Consider the following 3352-nt stretch of genomic DNA (forward strand, 5'->3'; position numbering starts at 1 on the left):
AAGCCCACGCTGTACCTGTAGGGTCAGTGATGGGAGTATGTCACAGACGCTGGCAAAGGTGCTGAGGCGATAGGTGGGGGCATTTTGCTCTTGGCGCAGGGCAGCAAAGAGGTTATCCAGTACCAGTCCACTCAGCCAGACACTGCCATAGGTGGCCAGGCCCACCCCTGTCAACCGCAACAGAGGGCCGCGCAGGGAAACCAGGAAAAACCTTTGCAGGGGTCGCGTTTGCGGGAAAAGGCCCAAGCTCACCCCGACTCCGCCCACCCACAGGCTAATTTGCACCAGGCGTAGCAGGCGAATTTGCAGCTCCAAGTAGGATTCCTGCCGTTTGCGTCCGGCCTGTTGTTCGACCAAGACGGGATCCACGCCCGGCTGCTCTTCCCCCGCTAGGCGCTCCTGTACCTCTGCTTGGATGGCCTGGTATTCCGTCTGCAGGGCAGCGCGTTTTTGCTGCAGCCGTCGCCGTTCTCGCTGACAAAGCTGGCTCAGGCTGCCCGCCACAGCCAAGATGCCGAGGGCAATCACCGCTTGGCGGCGCAAAAATTGAGGCTGCCGCTCCCGTTGCGAAGTGCGCAGCGCTTCCTCAACAATGCCGGCTACCTGCTCAGCCCAGTCCATGGGTTGGGCGCCCTGGAATTGAGCATCGAGGGAGGTGATGGTTAGCAAATGTCGCCCATTCACCCGGATAACAGGCTGGTTGGTCTGGCCGTCTAGGGTGACTTCAACCTGCAGCGCCTCTGGATCGAATCCGGCGCTGGCCAACTGGTGCAGGGTTTGTTCAATGGAGCGTACCCGCTGCAACACCGGCGGCAGGCTGCCGGGATCCCCCTGGGGAGCAGTAACCACAAACAAATGCCGCCCATCCAGCGTCACGGCCTCCGCCTGGACAGAGGAGGTGGGGAGGCTAAGCGCTTGCCGCAGCTCTTCTAGGGCATCCAAACGGTTGAGCAAAGGCAGGTTGGGGGCGGTGCCGTTGTTTTCAGCAGCTTCCTGCCCCCATGCGGGCCCGCCTATGGGGGATAGGGCAAAAGATGCACCGAAAAGGAGAGGCCACAACAGGGATCCCGTTTTCCTCGGCTTCGGCCTGCCTACCGTTCCCGTCAGCGGTGCGGGGCACCATTCGCAGCTTCGCAGCATGAGCCGTTTGCGTCAGCGGTGCAGAACACTTTAACGCCTCACTCCAGAAAGAAGAAAGCAATCCCGAGGATGGCATAGGTGGCCAAGAGCAGTAGCCCTTCCAGCCAGTTGGAGCGCCCATCGCTGCTAACGGAATTGATCAGCAGCACCGAGACGGCAATGGCCACCAACTCTACCATGCCGAAGTTGAAGTTCATGGGCTGATGCAGCACATCCCCGGCCAGCACCAGCAGAGGTGCCACAAACAGGGCAATTTGCATCGTCGAGCCCAGCGCCACCGAGAAGGAGAGATCCATCTTGTCTTTCATGGCCACCGTGATCGCCGTCGCATGCTCTGCCGCGTTGCCGATGATCGGCAACAAAATCACCCCCATAAACAGCGGCGTCATGTGAAAGTGTTCCAGCGTATCCTCTAGAGTGCTCACCAACAGTTCCGACTCCAGCGCCACCAGCACCGTCAACCCCAAGAGGATCAGCACCCAAAACCCCAAACCGGCCCGCTCAGGTGGAGCCGTCAGCACTTGGGGAATGGATCCTTCCGCCTGCAAGACCGGATTGGGGGCCAGGCGATTGGCCGCCTCATCTTCTGCGGCTTCTGCTTCGTGAAGGGCGTAGAGGTAACTGTGGGTTTTGAGGGAAAACAGCAAAGTGAGACCGTAAACCCCGATCAGCACCAGGGCTACTGCCGTGGACAGCTCTTGGATGGGGATCTCCCCCAAGTTGGCATCGGTGTAGGTGACCACGCTGGGCAGGATCAAGGCCACCACCGCCAGGTTCATCACCGAGGCATTCATGCGGGCCACCTCGGGTCGAAAGCTCTGCTCTCGAAACTTGATCCCGCCCAAAAACATGGCCAAGCCGGCCACCAAGAGCAGGTTGCTGATGATCGCGCCGGTGATGGAGGCTTTCACCACATCCACCAACCCCGCCCGCAGTGCCACCAAGCCGATGATCAACTCCGCTGCATTGCCAAAGGTGGCGTTGATCAGCCCCCCGACTGTCGGCCCTGTCAAGGCCGCGATCTCTTCCGTGGCCTGACCCATAAACTTCGCCAAGGCCACCACCGCCAAAGCCGCACAGAGGAAAACCAGGTTGGGATCCCAGCCCCGGAAGTGCCCCACCCAAGATAGGGGAACCCCCAACAGCAGCAGGAACATTATGCTGTTCAGACCTCTCTGCCAACCTGATGCAGAGCGATCCGGCGAAACCAAAGGATTTGCGTTAGCCAGGGTCATGGTTCACAAGGGGAGAAAAGGTAGCGACGATGGAGGCTGTTTGGGTTTCGGGGAGCCAGATCCCCCATGGCCAGGAGTGACCATCTCCAAGAGTCTAACGGCTGCGAGGGGAGGTTGGATAGGTGCTGCTGGCTAGAGGGAGATAACCCGGTTGCGCTGCAACTGCCGGGCGATCTCGGCTCCCAATTGATCGGACAGATGCTGGGGATCGGCGATTTTCAAAAAACTGCTGCCCTCTACCTCAAAGGGAAAGGATCCCTCGATGCCGTCGCGGGGGAGTTGTACCAGCAGCAATTGTTCGGGGCGCTTCGATTGCAGGGCATAGCCCAACTCCAGACAGACCTGAGGGCTGGGTAGGGGACGCCCCCGGCCATTCACCTGCACAGGGGTTACATCGGCCACCACCAGCAGCGCGTGCTTGAGCTTGCGAATCAAGGCCGCATCGATGAGCGGGGTCTCAGCCTCAGCGGGAAGGGATCCCTGCAGCTGTAGGGGCACAACCGGCCCGTGGTTGCGATTGAGGGTCTCTACCACGGCTTGCAATGCCCGGTGCAGAGTGGCGCTGGAGTCGGGGTAATCCGATTGGCCGCAGAAGTAGATGACCGGCTCGGTCATGTTCAGGGTGGCCCGCTTATTAAAGTAGATCTCACGGCTGATCAAATCGAGGTTGGAGATGCTGTAGGCGCCGCTGCCTTCGATGTAAAACTCCACCAGCTCTCCTTCCAGGTAGCGCTGCCACCATACGGAAGCCTTCACCTGCTCCACATCGTCGAGAAAGTCGGCCCGCATCGCCGTTTTCAAGAGGCCGGTACGGCTCAGGCGCAGGTCGGGGGCCCTCTGTTGGACTTGAGAAGCAGACAACACCGAATCCAAATACCAGGCTTTCAGGACGATGATCGCCATGGGATCCCTCTGCGCTCAGCCTTAAAGGTACGTGACATACTCCCACACTCATGCTGACGCAAAGCGCTCCGCGC

3 protein-coding genes are annotated in these 3352 nt (G+C 60.0%); all 3 read right to left on the reverse strand.

What is annotated here, in order from left to right; all coding sequences use genetic code 11:
- Nucleotides 1-1140 (reverse strand): hypothetical protein (locus NW843_RS13475; protein ID WP_414523203.1); only part of this gene is annotated, 1140 nt, incomplete at its 3' end.
- 38 nt (nucleotides 1141-1178) lie between these two features.
- Complete coding sequence (gene cax / locus NW843_RS13480; protein WP_414384258.1) at nucleotides 1179-2297, reverse strand: calcium/proton exchanger; 1119 nt, start codon at nucleotides 2295-2297, stop codon at nucleotides 1179-1181.
- A gap of 210 nt (nucleotides 2298-2507) precedes the next feature.
- Nucleotides 2508-3278 (reverse strand): hypothetical protein, encoded by a 771-nt coding sequence (locus NW843_RS13485; protein ID WP_414329723.1) that lies wholly within the window; start codon nucleotides 3276-3278, stop codon nucleotides 2508-2510.
- Nucleotides 3279-3352 lie beyond the last annotated feature (74 nt).

Origin of the sequence: Synechococcus sp. R5-12 (genome assembly GCF_047502655.1) — a bacterium.
GTDB lineage: Bacteria > Cyanobacteriota > Cyanobacteriia > Thermostichales > Thermostichaceae > Thermostichus.

Excerpts from the sequence above, each read along its gene's own strand:
- NW843_RS13485 (WP_414329723.1), bottom strand. The coding sequence starts at position 3,278 with ATGGCGATCATCGTCCTGAAAGCCTGGTATTTGGATTCGGTGTTGTCT.
- cax (WP_414384258.1), bottom strand. The coding sequence starts at position 2,297 with ATGTTCCTGCTGCTGTTGGGGGTTCCCCTATCTTGGGTGGGGCACTTC.